Genomic DNA, 21,115 nt, shown 5'->3' with positions numbered 1-21,115 from the left:
CAAAGCCCGCAGGCCGAAAGGATTTCCTTTCAAAACCTGCGGGCTTTGTGTATTTCAGAAACGCCGGATCAGAACTTTTCCGGCGAAAGTGCCTTCTTACCGATGTCGTGACGGTAGTGCATATCTGTAAAGCTGATATTCTTTACAGCCTTGTAAGCGGCTTCCAGAGCCAGCTCCAGAGTATCACCTGTGCAGGTGACGCCCAGAACCCGTCCGCCGGCAGTCAGATACTTTCCATCCGACTGCTTGGTGCCGGCATGGTATACCACAGCACCTTCACACTGACCGTCTGCATCCAGACCATGGATCTCATAGCCAGTCTGGTACTTGACCGGATAGCCGCCGCTGGCAAGGATCACGCAGGCAGCGCTCTTATCCGACCAGCGGATCTCCATATCAGCCAGGGTCTCATGGTAGGTTGCCAGCATGATCTCCAGCAGATCGCTCTCCAGCAGGGGCAGTACCACCTGGGTTTCGGGATCGCCGAACCGGCAGTTGTACTCGATCACATAGGGGCCATTCTTGTTGAGCATCAGGCCGAAGTACAAACAGCCCTTGAAGGGTCTCCCCTCCTGTTCCATGGCACGGATGGTGGGCAGGAAGATCTTCTCCATGCACTCCGCAGCGATGGCATCGGTATAGTGCGGGTTGGGAGCGATGGTTCCCATACCGCCGGTGTTGAGGCCTTCATCGTTGTCGTTTGCACGCTTGTGGTCCATGGAAGAGATCATCGGCTTGACTGTCTTGGAATCAGTGAAAGCCAGAACCGAAACCTCTACGCCCTCCAGGAACTGTTCCACAACAATGTGGTTGCCGCTGGCGCCGAATGCCTTGTCCTCCATGATGGACTTGACTGCGTCCTGGGCTTCGGCAAAGTTCTGGGCGATGATAACACCCTTGCCCAGAGCCAGACCGTCCGCCTTGATGACAACGGGGTATTCATTCATCTTCTCGATGTAGGCAACTGCCGCATGGGCATCGTCAAAGGTCTCATAGCGGGCAGTGGGAATGCCGTACTTCTTCATCAGATTCTTGGAAAAGACCTTGCTGCCCTCGAGGATTGCCGCATTGGCACGGGGGCCGAAGGTGGCGATGCCAGCCTCGTTGAGCGCATCCACCATGCCCAGTACCAGCGGGTTATCCGGTGCAACTACGACAAAGTCGATGCCGTTATCCTTGGAGAAGCTCACAACACGGTCGATGTCGGTGGCACTGCCCTCCACACAGATGGCATCTGCCGCAATACCGCCGTTGCCCGGCAGAGCATAGATCGTTTCCGCCTTGGGGCTCTTCTTGAGCGCCCGGATAATGGCATGTTCCCGTCCGCCGGAACCAACTACCAGAATTTTCATCAGACTTGATCCTCCCCTGACTCAGTGCTTGAAGTGACGGGTGCCGGTGAATACCATGGCAATGCCAGCTTCATCACAGGCCTTGATACTGTCCTCGTCCCGGATGGAACCGCCCGGCTGAATGATGGCAGTAATGCCATGCTTGGCAGCCAGCTCCACACAGTCAGAGAACGGGAAGAATGCATCCGAAGCCATGACCGAACCCTCGGCCTTGTCGCCGGCATAACGGATAGCCAGATCCAGCGCGGTTACACGGTTGGTCTGTCCAGGGCCAACGCCCACAGTAGCGCTGTCCTTTGCCAGAACGATGGCGTTGGACTTGGTCTGCTTTACCACCTTCCAGGCGAACAGCAGCTGCTCCATCTCCTCTTCCGAGGGAGCACGCTTGGTGACAACCTTTAGCTCATCACCCAGCAGCTTGGTATCCAGCTCCTGAACCAGCAGGCCGCCGACTACCTTCTTCATATCCAGAGTACCGGGTTCGTTGGGCTTGGCGCAGTCCGGCAGCTCCATCAGACGGATGTTCTTCTTCTTGGCAAGGCGCTCATAGGCATCCTCGTCAAAGCCGGGAGCAATGATGATCTCCAGGAAGATCTTTGCCAGCTCCTCCGCGGTTTCCATGTCCACCTTGCGGTTCAGGGCTACGATACCGCCGTAGATGGAAACGGGGTCGCTGTTGTAGGCGTTGAGATAGGCCTCGTGGATGGTCTCGCCGATACCTACGCCGCAGGGATTGGTGTGCTTGACAGCCACAGCGCAGGGCTTTTCAGTGCCGAACTCCTTGAGAATATCCAGTGCGCCGTTGGCGTCGTTGATGTTGTTGTAGGAGAGCTCCTTGCCGTGGAGCTGCTTGGCGGCAGCCAGGGTGTTGGTTGCCTTGCCGATCTCCCGGTAGAAGGCGCCGTTCTGGTGCGGGTTCTCGCCGTAACGCATCTGCTGTACCTTTTCAAAGGTCAGGGTCAGCTCTTCCGGGAAGGGATCGGCGCCCATCTGCTTTCTCAGATAGTTCGAGATCAGGGCGTCATAGGCAGCGGTGTGCTCAAATACCTTGGCTGCCAGACGGAACTTGGTCTCACGGCTCAGTTCGCCGGCCTTGAGCCCCTCAATGACGCTGTCATAATCAGCGGGGTCAACGATCACAGCTACATCCTGCCAGTTCTTGGCGGCAGCACGGATCATGGTCGGGCCGCCGATGTCGATGTTCTCGATGGCCTCCTCCAGAGTGACGCCGTCCTTGAGGATGGTCTGCTTGAAGGGATAGAGGTTGATGGCAACCACATCAATGGGGGTAATGCCCAGCTTTTCCAGCTGAGCCATGTGCTCCGGATTGGAGCGCATCGCCAGAATACCGGCATGAACAGCCGGATGCAGGGTCTTGACACGACCATCCAGGCACTCGGGGAATCCGGTCACATCCGAAATACCGGTGACAGCGATGCCATTCTCCTGAAGAGTGCGGGCAGTACCACCAGTGGAAACCACTTCATATCCCAGCTCTTCCAGCTGACGGGCAAACTCTACGATGCCAGTCTTGTCCGAAACACTGAGCAATGCTCTCTTTTTCATATTGATCGACCTTTCTTCCAGTATTTTATTGGGTTACTTGATCTCTCCGCTGCAGATCATCGCCACGGTACGGGGCAGGATCTCCCATTCGGCCTGCTCCATCACCCGGCGCTGCAGCGTTTCAGGGGTATCGTCCGGAAGGACTTCCACGGCTTTCTGCATGATGATCTGCCCGCCGTCGGTCACTTCGTTTACAAAATGTACAGTGGCGCCGGTCACTTTGACGCCATAGGCCAGCGCCGCTTCGTGCACATGCAGTCCATAGAACCCATCCCCACAGAAGGACGGGATCAGCGACGGATGCACATTGACGATCTTCCGGTCATAGGCTCTGGTGAAGGTGCTGCCCAGAATGCACATGAAGCCGGCGAGAACGATCAGGTCGATCTCATGCTCCTGCATCAGGGCAAGCAGCGCCTGATCATAGTCCTCGGTGGTGGCATATTTTCTCCGGGGCAGGACTGCGGTTTCAATGCCGTGCTGACGGGCCCGCTCCAGCGCATAGGCCTTGCTGTTGGAGGAAACCACCAGCACAATTCTGCCGTTTGGGTTCTTCCCTGCTTTCTGGGCATCGATCAGCGCCTGCAGGTTGGTGCCGCCGCCGGATACCAGTACCGCGATCTTCAGCATATCTCAATCTCGCTTTCTCCACGGGGAACCACTTCACCGATCACAGTGACCTGTTCGCCCTGGCTGCGCAGGATCTCCATGGCACGATCCGCATCCTCAGGAGCCACGATCACGCACATGCCAACGCCCATATTGAAGGTGTTGAACATATCATGCTCACTGATGCCGCCGGTTTTCTGCAGCAGACGGAAGATGGGCAGTACCGGTACCGATGCCTTGTCGATCCGGGCAGTGACACGGTCATTGAGCGCCCGCGGGATATTCTCGTAGAAACCGCCGCCGGTGATATGGGACACCGACTTGACCGGTACCTGACGCATCAGTTCCAGCATGGGCTTGACATAGATCTTGGTGGGAGCCAGCAGGCATTCGCCCAGTGTGCTGCCCAGCTCGGGATAGAAGCGCTCCACTGCCTCTTTGGAGGTGAGGTCAAAGACCTTGCGCACCAGCGAAAAGCCATTGGAATGAACGCCCGAAGAGGACAGACCCAGGATCACATCGCCGGGCTGAACCCGCTCCCGGTCGATGATCCGGGACTTGTCCACAACGCCCACAGTGAAGCCAGCCAGGTCATACTCGTCCTCGGGATAGAAGCCGGGCATCTCAGCGGTCTCGCCGCCGGACAGGCTGCAGCCAGCCTGGACACAGCCCTCTGCCACACCCGAAACGATCTCTGCCACCTTTTCCGGAACATTCTTGCCCAGGGCAATATAGTCCAGGAATACCAGCGGCCTGGCACCGCAGCAGATGACATCATTCACACACATGGCAACACAGTCGATGCCCACTGTATCATGCTTATCCATCAGAAACGCGATCTTGAGTTTGGTGCCGACACCGTCGGTACCGGATACCAGCACCGGCTTTTCGATACCGGTGAGATCCAGTTCAAACATACCGCCGAATCCGCCAATGGTGTCCAGTACACCGGAAGTGACGGTCCGGGCCACATGCTTCTTCATCAGTTCCACAGCCCGGTAACCAGCTGTAACATCCACACCGGCTGCTTTATAGCTGTCGCTGTAACTGCTCATATTCGATCTCCGTTCTGCCGTTTTACGGCTGTTATTTTATAAAGTCAGACTTCTTCGCTGATTTTGTAGCAAAACTTGTCCACCGGCATCTTCTCCGGCACTTCGATGGGATACACGCCAGTAAAGCAGCCAGTACAGAAATCACAGTGGGCGCCTTCAGCAATGCGCTTGATGCCGTCTACGCTCAGGTAGCCCAGCGAATCCACGCCGATCTGCTTGCCGATCTCCTCAATGGACATCTTGCAGGCAATGAGCTTGTCCTTGTCATCAATATCGGTGCCGAAGTAGCAGGGATTGATGAACGGCGGCGAGGAAACCCGCATATGGACTTCGGTGGCGCCGGCCTCCCGGAGCATCCGGACGATATTGGCGCTGGTGGTACCACGAACAATGGAGTCATCCACCATGATGACACGCTTGCCCTTGACGGTATCTGCCAGAACATTCAGCTTGATGTGGACAGCTTCCACACGCTCCGCCTGAGTGGGCAGGATAAAGGTACGGCCTACATAGCGGTTCTTGATAAAGCCGATGCCGTAAGGAATGCCGCTCTCCCGGGCATAGCCGAGGGCTGCATCCAGACCGGAATCCGGTACGCCGATGACCACATCTGCCTCCACCGGATGCTCCTGAGCCAGGATCGCACCGGCCTTCAGACGGGCAGCATGAACGCTGACACCATCGATCACCGAGTCGGGACGGGCAGTGTAAACATATTCAAAGACGCACAGTCCGGTCTTGCCGCCGCAGTGGGTGCGGTTGCTGCGCAGGCCGTTTTCGTCCAGGATCACGATCTCACCCGGCTCCACATCCCGCAGGAACTTGGCGCCGATGCTGTCCAGAGCGCAGGTCTCGGAGGCTACTACATAGCCGCCGTCAATGGTGCCCAGACAGAGCGGACGGAAGCCCTGGGGGTCACGGGCCGCAATGATCTTCTTGGGGGACATGATGACCAGAGAGTATGCACCCTTGAGCTTGGTCATGGCAATTTCCAGAGCCTCTTCGATGGACTTGGAAGCCAGTCTCGCCCGGGTGATCATATAGGCAATGATCTCCGCATCACAGGTGGTGTGAAAGATGGCGCCGGTCATCTCCAGCTCTTCCTTGAGCTCATGACCATTGATCAGTGCGCCGTTGTGAGCCACAGCCAGCGGCCCCTTGATATGGCGCACCATCAGCGGCTGGGCATTCAGGCGGTTGGCAACGCCGTCGCCCGAATAACGGACATGACCGATTGCCATCTTGCCCTTCCCCAGCGAGAGCAGCCGGTCCTGGTCAAAAACTTCATGGGCCAGACCCACATCCTTATAAGAAGTGAGTATGCCATCATCGTTGACTGTAATGCCGCAGCTCTCCTGACCACGATGCTGCAGTGCATACAGTCCATAATATGTGCTCAGTGCCACATTGGCTGAAGCAGAGCCGTCATAGATGCCGAACAGACCGCATTCTTCATGAATTCCCATTGTATCCTCCTGCCTTTCCGTAAAAAACGCCTGATTTGTTATGCCAGTTTCTCTGCCAGAGCAGCATCCTTAGCCAGTACCTTTTCCTCCATGCTGCGCTTCATGGCATCCAGCTTTTCAGCCAGAGCCGGTTCGCTCAGCGAGAGCATCTGTACTGCCAGGATAGCGGCATTTTCCGCACCATCAATGGCAACGGTGGCAACCGGAATGCCGGAAGGCATCTGAACAGTAGCCAGAAGGGCATCCAGACCATCCAGAGTAGAGGACTTGATGGGGATTCCGATGACCGGAAGGGTGGTGTGTGCAGCCAGTACGCCTGCCAGATGAGCAGCCTTGCCAGCTGCGGCAATGATAACGCCAAAGCCGTTTTCCCGGGCGTTCTTGGAGAAGGCAGCTGCCTGCTCCGGAGTGCGATGGGCCGACATGACATGTGCCTCAACTTCCACACCGAACTCCCGCAGTTTGCTGATCGCGCCCTGAACAACCGGCAGATCGCTGTCACTGCCCATGATCACTGCAACTTTTTTCATCATGTTGTTTCTCCTTTTGTTTTTGTTACCTGTTTTCCCTGTTTTTCCATTGCTGCAATCGACCGGATTTACCTGTTTCCGGTACAAATAACAAAGGCCATGGCGCACTACGCCACGGCCTGTTATCATTACAGCAGATTGGACAGCATTCCCGGGAAGGCTGCACTCCGGCCCTGACCGAATCCACAATTGTACATTCCGATTCCGATCATTGCCGAAATTCGCTCCCTTCTCAGAAACTCTATTCTTATTTTACATGATTTTTGCACACATTTCAATCTCAGGGTCAGCAAACACCAAAGAATTGTAGAGGTCCGCAATACTCAATAAAAATTTCTGTCAGGATTCGTCAGTTTTTACCAATAGACAATTTATGCCTTCGGCTTTGCATCTGTATCCACAACTTCCTTCAGCGAAGCTGCCAGACCTGCAATGGACTGGATATTGCTGGGGATAATCAGCTTGGTTGCCCGACCATCCGCAGCCTTTGCAAAGGCTTCCAGGCTCTTGAGAGTCAGCACCTGCTCGGTGGGAGCGGCTTCATTCATGACCTTGATACTCTCAGCCAGTGCCTGCTGTACCATCTTGATCGCCTCAGCTTCACCCTGGGCCTCACGGATCTTCTGCTCACGCACGGCGTCAGCACGCAGGATTGCGGCTTCCTTCTCAGCTTCTGCCTTCAGGATCTCCGACTCCTTGTTACCTTCCGCTACCAGGATCTGGCTCTGCTTCTCACCTTCCGCACGCAGGATCGACTCACGCTTTTCACGCTCAGCCTTCATCTGGCGCTCCATGGCATCCTGGATCTCACTGGGCGGAATAATGTTCTTGAGCTCAACCCGGTTGACCTTGATGCCCCACTTGTCAGTGGCAACATCCAGAGTGGATGTGATCTTGCTGTTGATGACATCACGGGAGGTCAGGGTGTGGTCCAGTTCCATCTCACCGATGATGTTACGCAGGGTGGTGGCAGTCAGGTTCTCGATTGCCGAAATGGGACGCTCTACGCCATAGGTATAGAGCTTGGGATCGGTGATCTGGAAGAACACAACGGTATCGATCTGCATGGTGACATTATCACGGGTGATAACAGCCTGGGGCTGGAAGTCCACTACCTGCTCCTTGAGGCTGACACGCTTGGCAACCCGCTCGATGAACGGGAGCTTGAAGTGCAGGCCATTTTCCCAGGTGGTGCTGTAAGAGCCCAGACGCTCCACCACATACTCGGCTGCCTGCGGCACAATGACTACATTGCGTGCCACTACAACAGCGATCAGGACAAGAATGATCAGAAACATAATCAACTGCGGCATAAATAAAATCCCTCCATATTCTTTATTGACTGTCCGGCAGGAACAATCAATAGATCTTCTCCACAATCAGTTTGACGCCCTGGATCTCTTTGATCAGGACTTCTTCTCCGACATCGATCGGTTCGCCGTTCTCGCTGCGGGCGCTCCAATCCATATCTTCCACCATGACCCGTCCCTGGGACTGAAGATTATCGATCGGCTGGATCACCTTGGCAACCTTTCCGATCAGCGCCCTGGAATTGGTTTCGGTTTTCTGGACCGTGAGCTTCTTCTTGACAAACGGACGGGTAATTGCCAGCACCAGAATGGACACCACAGTAAACACCGCAAACTGTGCTGTAAAGTCCATGCCGATGATCGCGGGTACCATTGCAGCCAGAGCGCCTACCGCAAACCAGATGGACACCAGCTGCACCGTGTTCGCCTCTACGATTGCCAAAATGATCGCCGCCGCCAGCCACAGAAAAGCCGACATCATTTCTCCAAAGTTCATTCAATCACCTCTTTGACGGCTTTACAGAATTCTGTCGAAAAATGCATTTCGACATTTACAGCATACTACATCCGGCCTGAACTTGCAATTCCTTTCTGTATCAAATCTGTATCCAATCCATGAAAAATCAGGAAATCCTCCTGAAAATTGTAAGCTGGCAATCTGCTCGTCATCCGGAGGACGGTCCCCAGGGCCGTTCCGGTGGAAAATCTGGCAGCGTTCTTCCAGTTCATAGAAATTTCATGAATTATCTCCTGCTTTATAGTACAATTTATTGCAGAACTGAGTTAAAATATCTGTCTGAAACGATCAATTTTCTGTGAGGGCTGCTTTTGTTTGGATATATCCGTGTCTACAAACCGGACATGAAAATCAGTGAGTATGAAACATACAAGGCCATCTACTGCGGGCTTTGCCGGGAACTGGGCCGGGAATACGGTCCGGCTGCCCGGATGACCCTGAGCTTTGATTTTACCTTCCTTGCCGCACTGATGATGGCTCTGGCGGAGGACAAGCCGGTTTACACCCGGCGCAAATGTGCCGCCAATCCCCTGAAAAGCTGCATCATGGCAGACCTCGGAGAAATCCAGAGCCGCTGCTGTGACTGTGCCGTGCTGATGCTCTGGTACAAGCTGGAGGACGATCTCAAGGATCACGGGACTGTCAGCCGGCTCCGGGCGGCGGCACTCTACCCGGCGGCACGCCTGGCCTATCAGAAGGCAGCCGGACGCCAACCGGAGCTGGATCAGCTCATCGGGGACAACATGCGCCTGCAGGCTGAAACTGAAGCCGCCGGCACCGCCTCCGCGGACCTTGCCAGCGAACCTACCGCACGGGTTCTGAGCGGACTGCTCTCTACCCTGTCGGACGACCCGATGCAGAAGCGGGTGCTGGAGCGGCTGGGATACCTGATGGGACGGTATGTCTATCTCTGCGACGCCCTGGACGATCTGGAGGACGACCGGGAAAAGGACAACTACAATCCCTTCCTGGTCGGTCAGTCCGCCGGGCCGGAGCAGATCGAAAATGCCATCGGCACCCTGTATCTGACCATTGCCGAAGCAGCCAAAACCTTTGAGCTGCTGGAACTCAAACGCTTTGAACCGATCCTTGCCAATATTCTCTATCAGGGAATGAAGGAAACGGTTGATTCCATAGTATCCAAGAAGGAGAAAACAATATGACTGATCCCTACAAAGTTCTGGGAGTATCCCCCAATGCCAGTGATGATGAGATCAAGGCGGCATACCGGCAGCTGGCGAAAAAATATCACCCGGATAACTATGCCAACAACCCTCTGGCTGACCTGGCAGAGGAAAAAATGCGGGAGATCAATGAAGCCTACGACATGATCCAGTCGATGCGGGTATCCCGGGGCAATGGAGGCGGCAATTCCTCCTCTGCCGGCTACAACAGCTATAACAGCAGCTACAATGCCGGGGAATTCGGTGACATCCGCCGGCTCATCAACCTCAACAAGATCATTGAGGCCGACGAGCTGCTGGAGGGCATTCCCCAGAGCGGACGCAATGCGGAGTGGCATTATCTCAAGGGTGTGATCCATTACAAGCGCGGCTGGCTGGAGGAGGCCATGAAGCATTTCCAGACTGCCAACCGCATGGACCCCAACAATATGGAGTATACCGCTGCGCTCAATCAGATGATGTGGCAGCGCCAGAATGCCCGGCCGGCCGGCGGATACCGCACCTACACCTACGGCGGAAATCCCGGCTGCAGCTCCTGTGACCTCTGCACCTCCCTGATCTGCGCTGACTGCTGCTGTGAATGCATGGGCGGCGACCTCATCCGCTGCTGCTGACAGGGGGCGCTGTCAATGTCCAAAAGCAAACAGATTGCCGCAGGCGGAATTGCCTCTTCCCTCTGCCTGCTGCTGATGTTTCTCACCGGAGTATTCCCCTTTGCCACCTATGCCCTGCCTGCCATGGCAGGGACATTGCTGGTGGTGGTCGTACTGGAACTGAACCGGGCCACAGCGGTCATGGTCTATGTGAGTGTATCGCTGCTCAGCCTGTTTATCGCTCCGGACAAGGAAGCGGCGCTGGTTTTTATCTTCTTCTTCGGATACTATCCTATCCTCAAGGGGCTGATCGAGCAGATCCGTCTGCGCCCGGTGGAACTGGCTGTGAAGTATATCCTGTTCAACGGCATGATGGTGCTGGTATACTTCCTGATGATTCAGTTCCTGGGCATGCAGTATGTAGCTGATGAAATGATGGAATACGGACCGTATGGGCTTTACTTCCTGCTGGGTGCGGGGAACTTCATGTTCTTTTATTATGACAAAGCCCTGACCGGGCTCATCAGTGCCTATATCTATCAGTTCCGGCCCCGGTATATCGGAAAATGGAAGCATGAAAAAAGCCTTTAGCCACTCAGAAGCTAAAGGCTTTTTTGCCCGGCCCCGGATCAGTGATCCTGGATCTGACGGGCAGACGGTTCCCGGAACAAAAGAGAAATGCACCAGATGCCGCCCAGTGCAACCAGTGCATAGACAACACGGCTGATCATGGCGTCGGAGCCGCCGAACAGGTAGGCCACCAGATCCAACTGGAACAAGGCTACGCTGCCCCAGTTCAGGGCGCCGATGATAACAAGCAGCAGGGAAATTCTGTCGATCATCATATTCTTCCTCCTCTCTGTCTGGCTTCCTTTTTAGCATGGACGGTTTTCTTTCCTGTATACAGCGGAAGATATTTCCGTTCCCGGCACAGGGAAATTTTCATCGGCAGGTTTCTTTACCTTTCTCGGGAAATATGATATAATATATACTACATAAGTATCTCATTTCATGAACAGTTGTTTTCAGTTACCAATCAGACCCCAGGTTTTTATGTATATTCAGAACATTCAAGATACAGGAGGAATTCAATATGGCAGTGAAAAATGAAAAGAGTGAATATACCATGTATCGCGGCAGACCTCTGGTCCGCAGTGGTCGCACCATCTATTATGGTGATCCCGGTCAGGATTATGTGGTACTGATGAATATCGTGTCCACTGTGAAGGACGGCGATGAGGAACTGGCTAACAAGATCGTTGTCCAGTGCATGGCAACTGACCCCACCATCAACCCCAAGGACCGCATTGTAAAGCGTGCGGAACGGGAAGGCCTCTACCCTGCCCTGCAGATTGCATCCATCTGGCTGGACCGCAACAACTGATCCCTTCGTATATGAGAAAATCCCTCTGGAAGATTTCCAGAGGGATTTTTTTGCGTCAGGAATGTCTGGGACCGCCGCGCAGTCCGAAACTCACTGAAAGGGCCTGATCGATCCGGCTCATTGCCGTATCATCCAGGCTGCCCATCTTTTCCCGAAGACGCTGTTTATCTATGGTACGGATCTGCTCCAGCAGCACCACCGAATCCCGGGAAAGGCCGCAGCCTCCGGACGGAAGATCGATATGGGTGGGCAGTTTGGCTTTATCCTGCCGGCTGGTGATGGCAGCAGCGATCACAGTGGGACTGTAACGGTTGCCCACATCGTTCTGCACAATCAGTACCGGACGGACACCGCCCTGCTCCGATCCCACCACCGGGCTGAGATCCGCATAGTATATTTCACCTCGTTTGACAGTCACGCTCCATCACGCTCCGAATTTTTTCATTTCCGCCGCTGATACCGGCTTACAGCTATAGCATTCCCCGGGACCTGGCAGTCTAATCATCTGCTTTGGCCCCGGACGGAGAAAACCGGTCATCACCGGCAGGATCGTGTGGATTGGTACCGCAGTGCGGTACACTGTCATCTTATGCGTCTGTTTCCGGCTCAGTGCGTCCGCCTGTCCCGCCTCAGTCAGCTTTTCATGCTGAAAATCATCACTGTCCGTGCCAGGCTCCCGGATTCTGCACCCTTTCCCGATAAAAATAAATATCCCCTGCAAACACAGGGGATATCCGGGATCTGATTCAGTTAAAACGGTTCCGGTGCAGGGCGGCGCAGGCGGATCTCCCATACCGGGGTACCCTCCACCAGCCTGCGGGTGCCATCCGGACAGAAGCCCTGGCTGTGATAGAAATCCAGGGCAGCCCTGTTGGGCTCCAGACACCAGAGCACCATCGGCTGATTCCGGGTCTTCGCCAGTGCTTCACCCATCAGGCGACCACCGATCCCCTCCCGCTGGAAGAATGGATCTATGTAAAGCTCATATACTTCACAGCAGTCCAGGCAGTCCTGATCCCGTGCCGGACCGAAGGTGAGGACTCCTTTGAGGATGCCATCCTCTTCCCACACCAGCGCCGCAGACGGGTCAACTTCCTGTGCGGTGTCATGGACATTGAGCAGATGGAAGGAGTAAAAATCGTCCTGAAAAATCGGACGGTAAGCCATGCGTTTGGCAAAGACCAGGATCTCCGCAATGCGCCACCGATCCGATTCCACAGCCGGGCGTACCACTGTACTTCCTCACATCCGGCTGGTCAGGGCTGTGACAAGGCGGATGAAATCAACCTTGACCCGGTCTGCGGTTTCCTTGACCTCTTCGTGGGAGAGCAGTCCCTCGCCCATACCCGCAGCCAGGTTGGTAATGCAGGAGATACCGCAGACCCGCAGACCGCAGTGCCGTGCCACCAGCACTTCCGGCACGGTAGACATACCCACCGCATCGGCGCCGATGGTGCGCAGATAGCGGATCTCAGCCGGGGTCTCATAGTTGGGACCGGTAAGCCAGGCATAGACGCCCTTCTGCAGCGGAATATCCATCTCCGCAGCCAGATTTTCAGCCAGAGTGCGGTATTCCCGGTCATAGGCCACAGTCATATCAAAGAAGCGCTCACCGAATGCCTCCAGGTTTTCGCCGATCAGCGGGTTTTCTCCGGTGAGGTTGAGGTGGTCCTCAATAAGCATCAGATTGCCCGGACGGAATCCGGTATTGATGCCGCCGGCAGCATTGGTGACGATCAGGGTTCCGATCCCCAGCAGCTTCATCACACGCACCGGCAGGGTCACCTGCTTGAGGTCATAGCCCTCATAATAGTGGAAGCGTCCCTGCATGCAGAGAACTTCCCGTCCCTCCAGCTTTCCCACCACAAACTGTCCCTTGTGTCCGGCGACAGTGGATACCGGGAAGTGCGGGATGTCCCCATAGGGAATCTGCACCGCATCGGTCAGCTGTTCGGCAAGGTCTCCCAGTCCCGAACCCAGTGTAATGGCAATCTCAGGCTTGCGCCCGTTCAGCTTCTCCTTGATATAGGCAGCCGCCTCCTGTACCTGACGGGTATATTCCGCAGCAGAAAAGTTCATAGTATCCAACTCCTTTTGTTTTCTGGTTACCATGATATAATACCGAGGCTGATCCCGTCAAGCGTTTCCGGCAAAATCCGTATCACTGTTCCCATGCTTCCCGCAGCGATTCCACCCACTCCACCAGAGCCATCTTGGGCTTGTAGACCGGAGTCTGCTCCAGTTCCAGGATCTCCTGTTCCACCATCGCGGCCTGTCCCTCCACAGCGGCATCAATGCACATGGGCGGGTAGGCCACACACCACCAGTTATGCCCTTCCCCGCTCCCCAGGGTGATCCGCAGGGCCTGGTACCGCCCGGCAGGCATACTGAAGGTACTGCCATCACGCTCATACTCCCGGGTGGTGAAATACATCTCGGTCAGCTCCGCCTTAGCCTGATAGGGCATGCCCGCCTCTGCCAGGACTTCGTTGGCTGTTTCCTCTATGCGGCCCATCTCCCCTTCCAGACAGGCAATGGTCCCCTCCAGAGTTCCGTCGCCGCTGAAATCCTGATTGATCGCCTCCAGCACGGCATCCCGCACCTGCAGCTTGACAGCCTGGTCGGCCTCCCGGTCTGAATCTGCCAGAATATGAATGCGCAGCACCTCCTGCCGGAGCTCGGCGCAGTCCTGCATAAAGCCAGTCACCGAGGACCCCCCCAGTGTGATAACCAACCCGATCAGAGCTGCCAGCTCCAGCCGGCCGATGTGGATTTTCACAATGAAAAACTCCCTTCAAAAAGAAAAATCAGTGCATCCATTCCGGTAATGAATACCAGAAGTATGCACTGATCAATGGAAATTATTCAGTGATGGTGGCGCCATATTCCACCGGGCTGCACCGGCGGGTATAATAACCCAGCTTTTTCAGAGTGCGGGAGGCGTTTTCCAGCTGTTCGCTGCGGGGGAAGATCCCGAATACCGCAGACCCGGAACCGGTCATCCGGCTTCCGGCTGCGCCCGATTCCAGCATGATCTGCCGGATCTCCTGCACCTCCGGGAGGTCAGCGGCCTCCTCCAGGGCGTTATAGAGCAGCTTGCACACTGCCGACAGGTCATCGGCGTTGATCGCCTTCTTGATCAGCGGCGTACCGGGAATCCCGTACGGCTTGCCAGAGGCATCATAGCGGGCAAAACACTCCGCTGTGGGCACTCCTTTCGCCGGCTTGGCAATCAGAATACGGCAGTCGTCCAGGGGCTCCAGTGCCTCGAGGATCTCGCCGTAACCCCGCACCATGGCAGTACCGCCCTGGATGCAGAATGGAATATCCGAGCCGACCCGGGCACCCAGTTCGATCAGGCGTTCCGTCCTGAGCGGAGAGCCCAGCAGCGCATTGAGTCCCACCAGGACTCCGGCGCCGTCGGCACTGCCGCCGCCCAGTCCGGCTTCCGAGGGGATCTCCTTGTGGATGCGGATCTCCACCCCATAGCGGGATTTGGTTTCGTCCAGCAGCAGCCGGGCACAGCGCCATGCAATGTTGGTCTGGTCTGCCGGGATGGGACTGTCCTCCATGGAGAGAGTCACTTCCCCGGTGTCGTTGAGGGTGAGATAGACGGTATCAAACAGATTCACCGCCTGCATCACCATCTCCATGATGTGGTACCCATTGGGCATGCGATGGGTAATATCCAGATAGAGATTGAGCTTTGCCGGACATTTAACCTTGACCGTTTTCATGCTTTTCCCTTTCCAGTTTTTTGAGGAATTTCTCGATCTTGCGTACAGCGATCTTCAGATGCTGCAGCGAATAGCAATAGGAAATACGGATGTGTCCCTCGCCCCAGCCGCCAAAAGCGGAACCGGGAATCACAGCGACCCGTTCCTCCCGCAGCAGGCGCTCACAGAACTCCTCGCTGCTCAGACCGGTGCGCCGGATGGACGGGAACACGTAGAAAGCACCCTGGGGCTGGAAGCACTCCAGACCAATGCGGTTGAGCTCACCCACCAGGTACTTGCCGCGCATATCATATTCGTCCCGCATGGCTTCGATTTCCTCATCGCAGCTGCGGAGCGCCTCAACCGCTGCCAGCTGGCTGGTGGTAGGCGCGCACATGATGGCAAACTGATGGATCTTGATCATCTCCCGGATCAGCGGAGCCGGGCCGACAGCATAACCCAGACGCCAGCCGGTCATGGCATAGGTCTTGGAGAAGCCGTTGACCACAATGGTGCGCTCCCGCATTCCGTCAATGGAGGCGATGGAGACATGCTTCTTGCCGCCATAGGTGAGCTCGGCATAGATCTCATCAGACAGCACCAGGATATTGGTATCCCGCAGCACTTCCGCAATGGCTTCGAGATCCTCCCGCTCCATAATGCCGCCGGTGGGGTTGTTGGGATAGGGGAAGATCAGCAGCTTGCTCTTGGGCGTAATAGCTGCCTTGAGTGCCTCGGCAGTGAGGCGGAAATCGTCCTCGAACCGGGTGGGAATGCTTACAACCTTCGCCCCGGTCAGCCGGGCAATGGGATCATAGGATACATAGCAGGGCTCGGGGATCAGGACTTCATCGCCGGGATCGATCACCGCGCGGATCATCATGTCGATGGCCTCAGAGCCGCCGATGGTGACCATGGTCTCCTCTTCGGAATAGGAAAGCCCCATGCGGCGTTCCAAATAGCGGTCGATCTCCTGCTTGAGTTCCCGGAAACCGGCGTTGGGTGAATAGTGGGTACGGCCCCGTTCCAGCGATTCAATGCCGGCCTGACGGATGGCCCAGGGAGTCTGAAAATCCGGCTCACCGACACCCAGGGAAATCACATTTCCCATCTCGGCAGCCAGTTCGGAAAATTTGCGAATCCCAGAAGGTTTGATCTCCTGTACCTTCTCGGACAAAAGGGAGCTATAGTCAATCACAGGGTGGCTACCTCTCTTTCGTCCATCTCATCGAACGACACAAAGACGCCGAGTTCCTTATAGGTGCGCAGTACAAAACTGGTGGAAGTGGACTGCACCGAATCCAGCGGTGCCAGACGGTGTGCCACGAACATGGCTACATCCTTGAAAGTCTTGCCGGTAACAGTGAGGGCAATATCACAGGTACCGCTCATCAGATAGACGCTTTCCACCTCGTCAAAACGGGCGATGATGCCGGCGATCTCCTCAAAGCCCATCCCCTTCTGCGGAGTGACTTTGAGCTCGATCCGGGCGTTGACATAATCCCGGTCGGTTTTGTCCCAGTCCACGATGGCCTTGTAGCCCTTGATGATCTTGCGTTCCTCATAGTCCGCGATCCGTGCGGCGACCTCCTCCTCCGATATAGAAAGCGCCGCAGCAAGCTGGGCATTGGTGAGTCTGGCATCTGCGGAGAGCAGAGTAAGCAGCTGGTCCATTTTATATCACTCCTTCAAAAAAATATGTAGTTCCATTATATCACTGATTTTTGCGAAGTAAAGTGAAACATTTCATGCATTCCAGATCGCCGGTGCAGTGTAATCCGTCGCGCAGGGGCCCGGACACCGCAGAATCCCCTGATAAAGGTCGGTGGAAATCGCCTCCAGCCGGGCCTGTTCTGCCGCTGCAGGGCCGGAGCGTTCCAGCTCTGCCAGCGATGCGGAAACCGGCAGGCGGGCTGTCCCCGCCATGACCGAGAGGATCTCCCTGCCCCGTTCGTTGGCGCCCAGCACCCGCAGATAGGCCGGCAGCTCCTCCGCCATCTCCCGTGTGACGCCCAGGAAGGCATGCATCATCATGCGGCGCAGACGGGCATGGGGATAGCGTTTTGTCTTTGCCAGAGTGAGGATCTCCTCCATGCTGCTGCCGCTGCGCATGGCGTTCCAGAAACGGTTTTCGATCCCCTCGGAGAGGTCGGGCAGCCGGGAGAACTCCTCTCTTTGCTGCCGGCGCAGTACCCCCAGAACCGCCGCATCCAGCCGCTGGGGGTCCGGGGTATGTCCGGCCTCCAGTTCAGCACGGTAAAGCTGCGCTGCCGCCTCCGGGACATAGGCGGCGATCTCCTCCGGCTGGGCAAGGGCACGCAGCCGAGAGGCGCTGGCAAAGCCTTCTGCGGCCTCCTCAGCATCGTGCTCCACAAAGGCCCGCCGCACTGCCATCGGACGGATCTTACTCCCCAGCTGACGCAGCGCCCGGAGATATTCCAGCGCCAGGGTATCATTGGGTGAGGCAGTCAGCCCGGCAAAGCCGCTGCCGCACCGCTCCATAGCCCGGCTCACTGCCTGCGGGTAGGGCGCGCCGGACTCCAGCTCCCGGGCCAGGGCCTCCCGGAACTGCGGGGTGTCCAGCACTGCTGCCGCCTGTTCCAGACGGGCAGGGTCCCCGGATTCACTGCCGAAGCTGAGCATGTCCACGCAGCCCATCTTCTCTGCCACATAGACAGCGCCCAGTCCGAACCGCTGGGCCGGAGCGCAGGCAAATGCAAGAGGAAGTTCCAGCACCAGATCCGCTCCGCCGGACAGTGCTGCCCGGGCACGGACATGTTTTTCCAGGAAAGCCGGTTCTCCCCGCTGGACAAAATTGCCGCTCATCACCACAGCAATGTGTGTAGCGCCGTTTTTCCGGGTTTGGGCAATATGGTAAGCGTGTCCGTTGTGAAACGGATTGTATTCAGCGATTATTACAGCAATCCTCACGGTTTCTCCCTTTCTCTCGCAAAATGCTTGAATTTTATTTTACAGTGTTATAATATAGAATAGTGAAATATAGTGTCAAGCTATTTATCCAAGATCACAAAATTTAGTAGGAGGAATTACCCAATGAAGGTTTTGGTAATCAACGCAGGAAGCTCCTCGCTGAAGTATCAGCTCATTGATATGACTGACGAGAGCGTTCTGGCTAAGGGCCTGTGCGAGCGCATTGGCGTGGACGGCCGCATCGAGCACAAGAGAGCAGATGGTGTGAAGGTAGAAAAGAATCTGCCCTTCCCCACCCATAAGGAGGCTTTCCTGGCTCTGATCGATATGCTGACCACCGGCGAAGGCAAGGTTATCGACAGCATGGATGAGATCAATGCTGTTGGTCACCGTGTGCTCCACGGCAGCGAGAAGTACAAGGTTTCCACTCTGGTAACCGATCAGGTTATCGAGGATATCTTTGCTTTCCGTGACCTCGGCCCTCTGCACAATCCTCCGCAGGCTACCGCTATGAAGGCCTGCCAGGAAGTATTCGGCAAGGATACCCCCATGGTTGCGGTATTCGATACCTCCTTCCATCAGACCATGCCCGAAAAGGCTTACATGTTCCCCATCCCCTATGAGTACTATGAGAAGTACAGCATCCGTCGCTATGGCTTCCACGGCACCAGCCATCGGTTCATCTCCGGCCGCTACACTGAGCTGACCGGCCGTAAGGACCGTCTGATTGTCTGCCACCTGGGCAACGGCAGCTCCATTACTGCTGTAAAGGATGGCAAGTGCCTGGATACCTCCATGGGTCTGACCCCTCTGGACGGCTTCATCATGGGTACCCGCTGCGGTGGCATCGACCCCTCCATCGTTACCTTCCTGATGAACAAGGAAGGCCTGACTGCTGATGAGATGTCTGACATCATGAACAAGAAGTCCGGCTTCCTGGGTGTATCCGGTATCTCCAGCGACTGCCGCGACCTGATCGCTGCTGCTGGCGAGGGCAACCACAGAGCTCAGCTGGCTCTGGACATGCTGGTATACCAGATCAAGAAGTTCATCGGCGGCTATGCTGCTGCTATGGGCGGCGTTGATGCAATCGCTTTCACCGGCGGTATCGGCGAGAACGACGGCAACCTGCGTAAGGAAGTTTGCGAGAACATGGAATACCTGGGTATCAAGTTCGACGAAGAGAAGAACAAGGTACGCGGCGAGCAGAAGATCTCTGCTGACGACTCCAAGGTTGAGGTTTGGGTAATCCCCACCAACGAGGAGCTGCTCATTGCAAGAGATACTGTTGAGATCGTAAACAAAGCCAAGTAATTCCGGCTCTGATCCAACTAAAAAAGGACGAGGATTCATTCCTCGTCCTTTTTGTTTTATCTATGTGCCCGGTTCCAGCCAGGGCAGGATCGCTTTGTAAGCCTCGGTCAGTGCCTCCATCTTCACAGCGCAGTTAGCCGGGCTGGTGGAAGGCAGCCGTACCGCCTCGATTCCGGTATGGGGTTTCTGCAGCCTGGTATACAGCTTCCAGGCAGTCGCCCCGGTGGTAAAGACTGCCTGTACCGGCGCATGGTCGAGAATCACAGAGAGATCATTTGCCACCGGATTGCGGATGCTGGAATCGGATGCACCGGTGATCTCACATTCTGCCAACACGTCCCACAGGGCGATCCGGTGCCGCAGCAGCATGGCCTTCTTTTCCGGGACAGACTGGGGCAGCTCTTCCCCCAGCACCGCCGCCAGGACCCGCCAGAATCGGTTCTGCGGGTGCCCGTAGTAGAACTGCACCTCCCGAGACTTGGGCGACGGCATGGTGCCCAGAATCAGAACCCGGGACTCCGTATCAAATACCGGCTCTATGGAATGGATAATGTGCTCCATGCTCCTCTCCCCTGTATCCTGTGTGATTGCTTACTCTGTAACCTGGCCGTCTGCCGCTTCCCGCTGGTACCGCCAGGGGCTGATCTCCAGTGCGTTGCCCTGGGGCGGCAGGGACATGGTAAACGCACCGCTGTGCAGCACGCTGATCTCTGTGCCTTCCTTGAGGTCCTCAGCGTTCATATAGATCTCTGTGTGCTCTCACTGATGTGGAACACCACTTCCTGCCCATTGGAATCGGTCAGGAGCAGATCGGTGACAGTGCCGTCCTCACTGGTAGTCACTTCCTTGATGATACCATTGGTCACCACCGATTCAGCCTGATCTGCCAGCTTGTTCACCGAGATGGCATCAGCCTGGGCCGGAGCCGACTCCTTGAGCGCGCCATAGTAAATCTCCACATACTCTCCCTCCTGGAAGGTGTTCTCCACCTCTTCCGGAAGGGTGAAAACAATGACCACTTCCCCATAATCCCGACCGTCATATTGTTCTACGGTCAGCTGCTGGCCTGAGGTTTCGGTCACAGTCCCCCGGTAGAGGGCTGCGTCCGCCACGACCGGAGGCTGAACTTCCGCCACCGAGGAGCTCTCCTGCTCTGAAGAGGAAGATTCATTCCCCGCCTGATTCTGGGTACAGCCAGCCAGACTCATCATCATCAGTGCTGCCAGCAAAACTGCCATTATTTTTTTCATATCATCGCTTCCTTTCAGAATGGATTCATTTGTATAGTGTGAATCCGGAAGGATTTTGATGCATGAATTTTACCACTGGTTGGTATAAAATTGCAAGGCAAAAGAAAAATCCTGGTCTCTTGCGAAACCAGGATCTCTTTGGAGGCGCCAACCGGATTTGAACCGGTGGTGAAGGTTTTGCAGACCTCTGCCTTACCACTTGGCTATGGCGCCAACGCCAAATAAAAAAATGGAGCGGGTTACGAGGCTCGAACTCGCTACCTCCACCTTGGCAAGGTGGCGCTCTACCAGATGAGCTAAACCCGCTTATTTTTGGTGCCTTCGACCGGAATCGAACC

At 55.8% G+C, this 21,115-nt stretch carries 25 protein-coding genes and 2 tRNA genes; 5 read left to right on the top strand and 22 right to left on the bottom strand.

What is annotated here, in order from left to right; translation table 11 throughout:
* Positions 1 to 68 precede the first annotated feature (68 nt).
* The 8 genes from purD to H9X81_RS10065 form a co-directional block, all read right to left on the bottom strand.
* Positions 69 to 1,352, bottom strand: a complete 1,284-nt coding sequence (gene purD, locus H9X81_RS10100) for a phosphoribosylamine--glycine ligase (protein WP_204721673.1) — start codon at positions 1,350 to 1,352, stop codon at positions 69 to 71.
* Positions 1,353 to 1,373: 21 nt separating this feature from the next.
* On the bottom strand, positions 1,374 to 2,918 hold the full coding sequence (purH, locus tag H9X81_RS10095) for a bifunctional phosphoribosylaminoimidazolecarboxamide formyltransferase/IMP cyclohydrolase (RefSeq protein ID WP_177502783.1): 1,545 nt from the start codon (positions 2,916 to 2,918) through the stop codon (positions 1,374 to 1,376).
* A gap of 33 nt (positions 2,919 to 2,951) precedes the next feature.
* Complete coding sequence (gene purN, locus H9X81_RS10090; RefSeq protein WP_204721671.1) at positions 2,952 to 3,548, bottom strand: phosphoribosylglycinamide formyltransferase; 597 nt, start codon at positions 3,546 to 3,548, stop codon at positions 2,952 to 2,954.
* Positions 3,542 to 4,582, bottom strand: coding sequence for a phosphoribosylformylglycinamidine cyclo-ligase (gene purM, locus H9X81_RS10085; protein WP_204721669.1), 1,041 nt, complete (start codon positions 4,580 to 4,582; stop codon positions 3,542 to 3,544). Before purM ends, purN begins: the two co-directional genes overlap by 7 nt.
* 44 nt (positions 4,583 to 4,626) lie before the next feature.
* A complete protein-coding gene (purF, locus tag H9X81_RS10080) occupies positions 4,627 to 6,048 on the bottom strand; it encodes an amidophosphoribosyltransferase (RefSeq protein ID WP_177502780.1) in 1,422 nt (473 codons plus the stop codon).
* 38 nt (positions 6,049 to 6,086) lie between these two features.
* Entirely contained in the window at positions 6,087 to 6,578 is a 492-nt protein-coding gene (gene purE, locus H9X81_RS10075) for a 5-(carboxyamino)imidazole ribonucleotide mutase (protein ID WP_191392593.1), read from the bottom strand.
* Between the two features lie 371 nt (positions 6,579 to 6,949).
* Positions 6,950 to 7,891 (bottom strand): SPFH domain-containing protein, encoded by a 942-nt coding sequence (locus H9X81_RS10070; protein WP_177502779.1) that lies wholly within the window; start codon positions 7,889 to 7,891, stop codon positions 6,950 to 6,952.
* Between the two features lie 46 nt (positions 7,892 to 7,937).
* Entirely contained in the window at positions 7,938 to 8,384 is a 447-nt protein-coding gene (locus H9X81_RS10065; RefSeq protein ID WP_224762445.1) for an NfeD family protein, read from the bottom strand.
* 332 nt (positions 8,385 to 8,716) lie between these two features.
* Here H9X81_RS10065 and H9X81_RS10060 point away from each other — a divergent pair, with 332 nt between their 5' ends.
* The 3 genes from H9X81_RS10060 to H9X81_RS10050 are packed head-to-tail and all read left to right on the top strand — an operon-like array spanning position 8,717 to position 10,773.
* Positions 8,717 to 9,568, top strand: a complete 852-nt coding sequence (locus H9X81_RS10060; protein WP_275951275.1) for a DUF5685 family protein — start codon at positions 8,717 to 8,719, stop codon at positions 9,566 to 9,568.
* On the top strand, positions 9,565 to 10,203 hold the full coding sequence (locus H9X81_RS10055) for a J domain-containing protein (protein WP_204721665.1): 639 nt from the start codon (positions 9,565 to 9,567) through the stop codon (positions 10,201 to 10,203). The genes H9X81_RS10060 and H9X81_RS10055 overlap by 4 nt, the downstream gene beginning before the upstream one ends.
* 15 nt (positions 10,204 to 10,218) lie before the next feature.
* Positions 10,219 to 10,773 carry a hypothetical protein gene (locus tag H9X81_RS10050; protein ID WP_177502776.1) on the top strand — a complete coding sequence of 185 codons (555 nt, stop codon included), beginning with the start codon at positions 10,219 to 10,221 and terminating at the stop codon, positions 10,771 to 10,773.
* A 38-nt stretch (positions 10,774 to 10,811) separates the two neighbouring features.
* On the opposite strand, the gene H9X81_RS10045 is transcribed toward H9X81_RS10050, so the two are convergent.
* The gene (locus tag H9X81_RS10045; RefSeq protein WP_430673035.1) at positions 10,812 to 11,027 is read right to left on the bottom strand and encodes a DUF378 domain-containing protein; all 216 of its coding nucleotides are present in this window, start codon (positions 11,025 to 11,027) and stop codon (positions 10,812 to 10,814) included.
* A 248-nt stretch (positions 11,028 to 11,275) separates the two neighbouring features.
* Here H9X81_RS10045 and H9X81_RS10040 point away from each other — a divergent pair, with 248 nt between their 5' ends.
* Entirely contained in the window at positions 11,276 to 11,566 is a 291-nt protein-coding gene (locus H9X81_RS10040) for a hypothetical protein (protein WP_177502775.1), read from the top strand.
* A gap of 55 nt (positions 11,567 to 11,621) precedes the next feature.
* Here the strand turns inward: H9X81_RS10040 and H9X81_RS10035 are convergent, their stop codons facing one another.
* The 8 genes from H9X81_RS10035 to H9X81_RS10000 form a co-directional block, all read right to left on the bottom strand.
* Complete coding sequence (locus H9X81_RS10035; protein ID WP_177502774.1) at positions 11,622 to 11,984, bottom strand: type II toxin-antitoxin system PemK/MazF family toxin; 363 nt, start codon at positions 11,982 to 11,984, stop codon at positions 11,622 to 11,624.
* 332 nt (positions 11,985 to 12,316) lie between these two features.
* A complete protein-coding gene (locus H9X81_RS10030; RefSeq protein WP_204721663.1) occupies positions 12,317 to 12,784 on the bottom strand; it encodes a GNAT family N-acetyltransferase in 468 nt (155 codons plus the stop codon).
* A 24-nt stretch (positions 12,785 to 12,808) separates the two neighbouring features.
* Positions 12,809 to 13,645, bottom strand: a complete 837-nt coding sequence (locus H9X81_RS10025) for a purine-nucleoside phosphorylase (RefSeq protein ID WP_204721661.1) — start codon at positions 13,643 to 13,645, stop codon at positions 12,809 to 12,811.
* A gap of 82 nt (positions 13,646 to 13,727) precedes the next feature.
* Positions 13,728 to 14,345, bottom strand: coding sequence for a stage II sporulation protein R (locus H9X81_RS10020; protein ID WP_204721660.1), 618 nt, complete (start codon positions 14,343 to 14,345; stop codon positions 13,728 to 13,730).
* Between the two features lie 82 nt (positions 14,346 to 14,427).
* Positions 14,428 to 15,303: a 4-(cytidine 5'-diphospho)-2-C-methyl-D-erythritol kinase gene (ispE, locus tag H9X81_RS10015; protein WP_204721657.1), complete on the bottom strand. Its 876-nt coding sequence runs from the start codon at positions 15,301 to 15,303 to the stop codon at positions 14,428 to 14,430.
* Complete coding sequence (locus H9X81_RS10010) at positions 15,284 to 16,477, bottom strand: aminotransferase class I/II-fold pyridoxal phosphate-dependent enzyme (protein ID WP_204721847.1); 1,194 nt, start codon at positions 16,475 to 16,477, stop codon at positions 15,284 to 15,286. Before H9X81_RS10010 ends, ispE begins: the two co-directional genes overlap by 20 nt.
* Positions 16,477 to 16,956 carry an Lrp/AsnC family transcriptional regulator gene (locus H9X81_RS10005; protein ID WP_204721655.1) on the bottom strand — a complete coding sequence of 160 codons (480 nt, stop codon included), beginning with the start codon at positions 16,954 to 16,956 and terminating at the stop codon, positions 16,477 to 16,479. Before H9X81_RS10005 ends, H9X81_RS10010 begins: the two co-directional genes overlap by 1 nt.
* A gap of 72 nt (positions 16,957 to 17,028) precedes the next feature.
* The gene (locus tag H9X81_RS10000; RefSeq protein ID WP_204721653.1) at positions 17,029 to 18,213 is read right to left on the bottom strand and encodes a nucleotidyltransferase family protein; all 1,185 of its coding nucleotides are present in this window, start codon (positions 18,211 to 18,213) and stop codon (positions 17,029 to 17,031) included.
* 123 nt (positions 18,214 to 18,336) lie between these two features.
* On the opposite strand from H9X81_RS10000, the gene H9X81_RS09995 reads away from it, so the two are divergent.
* Positions 18,337 to 19,527, top strand: a complete 1,191-nt coding sequence (locus tag H9X81_RS09995; protein WP_177502767.1) for an acetate/propionate family kinase — start codon at positions 18,337 to 18,339, stop codon at positions 19,525 to 19,527.
* A gap of 60 nt (positions 19,528 to 19,587) precedes the next feature.
* Here the strand turns inward: H9X81_RS09995 and H9X81_RS09990 are convergent, their stop codons facing one another.
* The 5 genes from H9X81_RS09990 to H9X81_RS09970 all read right to left on the bottom strand — a co-directional run bounded on the left by H9X81_RS09990 (position 19,588) and on the right by H9X81_RS09970 (position 21,083).
* The gene (locus H9X81_RS09990) at positions 19,588 to 20,088 is read right to left on the bottom strand and encodes a DNA-deoxyinosine glycosylase (RefSeq protein ID WP_204721651.1); all 501 of its coding nucleotides are present in this window, start codon (positions 20,086 to 20,088) and stop codon (positions 19,588 to 19,590) included.
* Between the two features lie 30 nt (positions 20,089 to 20,118).
* Positions 20,119 to 20,268, bottom strand: a complete 150-nt coding sequence (locus tag H9X81_RS09985; protein ID WP_204721649.1) for a hypothetical protein — start codon at positions 20,266 to 20,268, stop codon at positions 20,119 to 20,121.
* Positions 20,265 to 20,777, bottom strand: coding sequence for a hypothetical protein (locus H9X81_RS09980; protein WP_204721647.1), 513 nt, complete (start codon positions 20,775 to 20,777; stop codon positions 20,265 to 20,267). The genes H9X81_RS09985 and H9X81_RS09980 overlap by 4 nt, the downstream gene beginning before the upstream one ends.
* 139 nt (positions 20,778 to 20,916) lie before the next feature.
* Positions 20,917 to 20,990, bottom strand: a tRNA-Cys gene (locus H9X81_RS09975).
* 17 nt (positions 20,991 to 21,007) lie between these two features.
* Positions 21,008 to 21,083, bottom strand: a tRNA-Gly gene (locus tag H9X81_RS09970).
* Positions 21,084 to 21,115 lie beyond the last annotated feature (32 nt).

This window comes from Hydrogenoanaerobacterium saccharovorans, assembly GCF_016901815.1.
Taxonomy (GTDB): domain Bacteria; phylum Bacillota; class Clostridia; order Oscillospirales; family Ruminococcaceae; genus Avimicrobium; species Avimicrobium caecorum.
The sequence above is the reverse complement of the archived record's forward strand: the minus strand, read 5'-3'. Positions and strand labels throughout refer to the sequence as shown.